Source organism: Natrinema hispanicum, assembly GCF_900111485.1.
Classification (GTDB): Archaea; Halobacteriota; Halobacteria; order Halobacteriales; family Natrialbaceae; genus Natrinema; species Natrinema hispanicum_A.
The window spans coordinates 1-3,937 of the sequence record NZ_FOIC01000071.1 but is presented as its reverse complement, the minus strand read 5'-3'; the positions used below and the strand labels follow the sequence as shown (position 1 = coordinate 3,937).

Annotated in this window: 3 protein-coding genes and 1 pseudogene; 3 read left to right on the top strand and 1 reads right to left on the bottom strand. The window is 57.9% G+C overall.

The features are described 5' to 3' along the window. Positions 1-283 precede the first annotated feature (283 nt). Positions 284-625 carry a CBS domain-containing protein gene (locus BSG09_RS19850; RefSeq protein ID WP_092936203.1) on the bottom strand — a complete coding sequence of 114 codons (342 nt, stop codon included), beginning with the start codon at positions 623-625 and terminating at the stop codon, positions 284-286. A gap of 544 nt (positions 626-1,169) precedes the next feature. Here BSG09_RS19850 and tnpA point away from each other — a divergent pair. From tnpA to BSG09_RS19835, 3 genes and pseudogenes are all read left to right on the top strand, one after another. Then, positions 1,170-1,559: an IS200/IS605 family transposase gene (gene tnpA / locus BSG09_RS19845; RefSeq protein ID WP_092936197.1), complete on the top strand. Its 390-nt coding sequence runs from the start codon at positions 1,170-1,172 to the stop codon at positions 1,557-1,559. Continuing rightward, a pseudogene (locus tag BSG09_RS19840) lies at positions 1,556-2,815 on the top strand (RNA-guided endonuclease InsQ/TnpB family protein). The gene tnpA and the pseudogene BSG09_RS19840 overlap by 4 nt, the downstream one beginning before the upstream one ends. 329 nt (positions 2,816-3,144) lie before the next feature. Next, positions 3,145-3,774: a phosphoribosyltransferase gene (locus tag BSG09_RS19835; RefSeq protein WP_092936199.1), complete on the top strand. Its 630-nt coding sequence runs from the start codon at positions 3,145-3,147 to the stop codon at positions 3,772-3,774. Positions 3,775-3,937: the final 163 nt, after the last annotated feature.

The following is a 3,937-nucleotide window of genomic DNA, read 5'->3' as shown; positions in this document are numbered from 1 at the left end:
TTCCCCTTGAGTGCGGGTTGGAACCTTGAACGCCACACTCGGCGGAAATCCGATGGTCGGATTCCACGCCCTTCAGGGCGTGGAGGAGGTCAATTTCCTCTCTGAGTTACTCATACGGACTACTGTACTCCATTACCGATAGGACCGCGACCCGCCCTGCAGTCCCACCGGGACAGCGGGACAGCAGACCGTATCACTCGCTTCGCCGAAACTCGCTCCGTAAGATCGGGGGCTCTCCCTTGAATTGTGCTGACGTCCCTTCGTCCGTTAGGACTGGCAGTGGTCAGGATAGTTCGGACGTGATGTCAGTCGATGAAATCATTCCGAGGTAATCGTCACCGTCGACGACCGGAAGGTGGTTAATTCCGAAATTGGTCATCATCGCAGCAACTTCCTCGAGATAGAGCTCCGGTGGAACGGTCTCGACCGATTTCGTCATTACATCGGACACCTGCTGTGTGGTGGGATCGTGGCCCTCAGCGGCCGAAGCAACGAGATCAGTGCTCGTGACGATCGAGGGTGGATCCGTCGATACGACCAGCGCGTTGATCTCCTTGTCATGCATCACTGTTGCAGCTTCCGTGAGCGTTGCATCTTTCGAAACGATCTCAAGCGGTGTTGACATCACGTCTTCAACAGTTCTGTTTACGGTCGTCATGCTGTGACTTATGACAACCACACTCATGGAAGTTTCGGACACCGCAATTTAGGAACCGACTCGAGGACACGCAGGATGTGCGAGTATTACTCACTGATCACCAACCAGTGTCTCTCGATCGTGGAAGCGATCGCAACTCATCGTGTGAATATAATTACTAGGAAAATGTCAATAACAGCCATCATAGTACTTGTATGCAGATTACAATATTGCACCGCAGTACACATCTCAGCGGTGCGGTCATGGCGAGTGTGACTTCACGCACGAGGACACTCGAGGTGATTGACGAGACGATATTGACTGTCGGTCACCGGTATGATAGAGTTTCGAGCGCATACTCCCGTCTTCCCGTGAGTGACGAGTGTTCCGACAGAGCGTCGGAACCGAGGAGCGAACAGGCGGGGGTTGAGCGGACAGCATAGTGTGACAGTCCACCGTTCTATTGCACTGTTGGATTTCCCACCGTTTACGCAAGATATTTTCCATGATATGACCATAGTGTGTAACACAGATGAAGACCACACGGCACGCAACCTACAACCTCAACTACCACATAGTGTGGCTCCCGAAGTACCGCAACGCGGTACTGACGGGTGAGGTTGCCGACCGTGTGGAATCCATCCTCCACGAAGTTGCCGACGAAAAGGGCTTAGAAATTCAAAACCTGACTGTTCGGCCCGACCACGTTCACCTGTTCGTCAGTAGCCCACCCAAACACAGTCCGTCACTACTCGCCAACTGGTTCAAGGGTATTTCCTCACGGAAATACAACCACCGCCACGCCGACCACGACGGCGAGAAAATACGGTGGGCACGCGGCTACTACGCCGGAACAGCCGGGCACGTCTCCAGCGAAACTGTCGAGAACTACATCGACCGGCACAAGGAGGCCGAAGCGTGACCGAACTCACAAAAACGCTCGAACTGAAGCTTGTGGATCCGAATGTCCACAAGCGTCAGAAGCTTCGTGAGACACGGGACGCTTACCAGCAGGCGCTTCAGGCCGCCTTCGCCGCTGGCTGTGACACACAGTCAGCGGCCAACGACGTGGTTGTCGAGTACGACCTGAGCGGCTACGCCAAAAACGCCCTCAAGAAGTACGTCCCACAACTCTGTGGGAACAGCTACGACGCCGACAAGCTTCACGACGACCACCCAGTGCGGTTCACCAACGAGGGACTGCAACTTGACCACCAGCCACAGAACGCTATCGAGTGGTACGTCAAAATCCCGCACCACGAGGATTACCACCTCTGGATTCCGGCACGCGCCAATCCCGAACAGCGGGAGTGGCTCGAATCGTTGTACGCAGACGACGCCGAAATGGGTGAAAGTCGGCTGTTCGAGCGGGACGGAACGTGGTATCTCCACGTCACCGCCACCCGCGCCGTGGAGGACCAATCTACGGCGTCCGCTGACGAGCGGACGCCCATCGGCGTTGACATCGGAGAAGCGAGTCTCGTCACGGTGTGTCACCGCGACGAGCGCGGTTCTCCTGTTCGCCCCCAACTGTGGGCCGACGACGGCAAGGCCGTTCGTCGGCTCCGCAAAACCTACTTCACCGCCAAGAGACGCCTTCAGCAGCGCGGCAGTGAACGAATCGCAGAGTCCTACGGTGACGCACTGTGGGACCAGATTGACGACGTGTTCCACCGTGTGACTCGCGAGGTCGTGAAGTACGCCAAGTCCGTCGAGAACCCAGTACTAGTGCTGGAAGACCTGACGTACATCCGCGAGAACATGGACTACGGCGAGTACATGAACAGGCGGTTGCACGGGTGGGGCTTTGCTAAGCTTCACGCACAGATTCGCTACAAAGCCGCCGAGAAGGGGATTCCCGTCGAGACGGTGAATCCACGGAATACGTCGAAGGCGTGTCACGCCTGCGGTGAACATGGCTACCGGCCACGACAGGCGACGTTCAGATGTTCGAACGACGGCTGTTGGGTCGGTGAGTATCAAGCCGACGTGAACGGGGCGATAAACATTACAGACCGCTACCGTAGTTGAGAGAGTCACCGCCAAAGCGGCCGGACTTCCCGGCAGAAGGCAGGTGACGATGACTCGGCTACGGATGGGGCCTCTTTGACCGGGCCACAAGACAGCCAAGCCGATGCTGAAAACCAGCAGGTGACGCTTGGAACGTATGCGTCTTGAAACCAACAGGCCGCCACACTCGGCCTGAAATCCCGTGGTGGGATTCCTCCGCGTTCACGCGGAGGAGGTGGTCAATCGTGAGTGTTATCCACACAGCTATTGTGCTCTGCTGTTGTAGGTATTCACATTCCGACATTTGTTCGTGGAGTCACGAAACGGCTGGTACTGGGTTCTATATTTTGTAACTGCGGAGCGTACGTTGGGTGGTCGTCGGATAATGATGCAGTATACCATCACCCAATGGCCTGTCCGCTTGTCTCGGACTAGTCGACCGATCCGTGAGCGAACCCGTTTCGAGCGACTCGAGCCACACTGCAGCGGTGATATCGATGTTTGACGATCGAACTGACGCTGGCGAACAACTCGCGACCGCGGTCGCTCAACGGGACGTCGACGCTGACGTCGTCCTCGCGATTCCGCGAGGGGGACTGCCGCTCGGACGAATCGTTGCCGATGCACTCGGCGTCCCGCTCGATGTCGTCGTTGCGAAGAAAATCGGTGCTCCGGGCAACCCCGAGTTGGCGATCGGAGCGGTCTCGAGCGACGGGTCCGTCTGGCGCAACGCGGAGATGATCGACCACCTCTCGGTCGATGAGACGTACGTCGAAACACAGCAAGACCAGGTGGCGACGGCTGCACGGGAGAAAGCACAGCAGTATCGGGCCGGGCGAGACGAGATCGACCTCGAGGGACAGCGAGTGGTCGTCGTCGACGACGGCGTCGCGACTGGGGCAACGACGCGTGCCTGTCTCCGCCGGGTGAACAACGCCGGTGCTGCGTACGTACTGCTCGCAGTGCCAGTTGGGCCGCCGGAGGCGATCGAGAGTCTCCGCGACGAGGCCGATGAAGTCGTCTGCGTCGAAACGCCGTCGTGGTTCAGCGCCGTCGGACAGTTCTACCGGACGTTCGGTCAGGTACCGGATGCGGAGGCAATGCAATATCTGGACGACGGCTCGTGACAAGTGTGGCGGCCTCGACACGAGACACCGTCTGCGACCCTCGTGACGCCGAGCAGGCGCTCGTCCATCTTATACGCTGAACAGGCGCAATACCACGGCCTTTAGGCCGTGGATACGCGCCGTCACTCAGTGTCACGCCCCACCGTCTCCGACAGGACTGGAT

What these genes read in the sequence shown, in the direction of transcription:
- BSG09_RS19850 (WP_092936203.1), bottom strand. Translation starts at nt 625, where the DNA reads ATGTCAACACCGCTTGAGATCGTTTCGAAAGATGCAACGCTCACGGAA.
- tnpA (WP_092936197.1), top strand. Translation starts at nt 1,170, where the DNA reads ATGAAGACCACACGGCACGCAACCTACAACCTCAACTACCACATAGTG.
- BSG09_RS19835 (WP_092936199.1), top strand. Translation starts at nt 3,145, where the DNA reads ATGTTTGACGATCGAACTGACGCTGGCGAACAACTCGCGACCGCGGTC.